Here is a 274-nt window from a genome sequence, read left to right as displayed (position 1 = left end):
CCGGTTATTACTCTGCTGCACCGCGCTGGCCATTTCTCGCCCGCTGGCGCTGACCAGCTGGTACAGGCTGTCGTAGGCGTAGGTGTTTTCGGGAACGACTTCCTGATTGCGCCAGAAACGCGTCTCCTCGGCATCGTTAGTAATCACCAGCACGTTGCCCACCGGGTCGTATTCGTAGCGCAAATCCTGCAGCACTTTCGTGGCTGTCGTACGCTCAGTTTTAATGCCAACAAGACGCTGGGTTTCAGCTTCATAGCTGTACGTGGTCACCACA

1 pseudogene is annotated in these 274 nt (G+C 56.2%); it reads right to left on the bottom strand.

The features are described from left to right. A pseudogene (locus E0L21_RS24870) lies at positions 1-274 on the bottom strand (RHS repeat protein); the annotation flags it as partial.

The sequence above is a fragment of the Kosakonia quasisacchari genome (genome assembly GCF_004331415.1).
In the GTDB taxonomy this organism is placed as follows: Bacteria; Pseudomonadota; Gammaproteobacteria; order Enterobacterales; family Enterobacteriaceae; genus Kosakonia; species Kosakonia quasisacchari.
The sequence above is the reverse complement of the archived record's forward strand: the minus strand, read 5'-3'. Positions and strand labels throughout refer to the sequence as shown.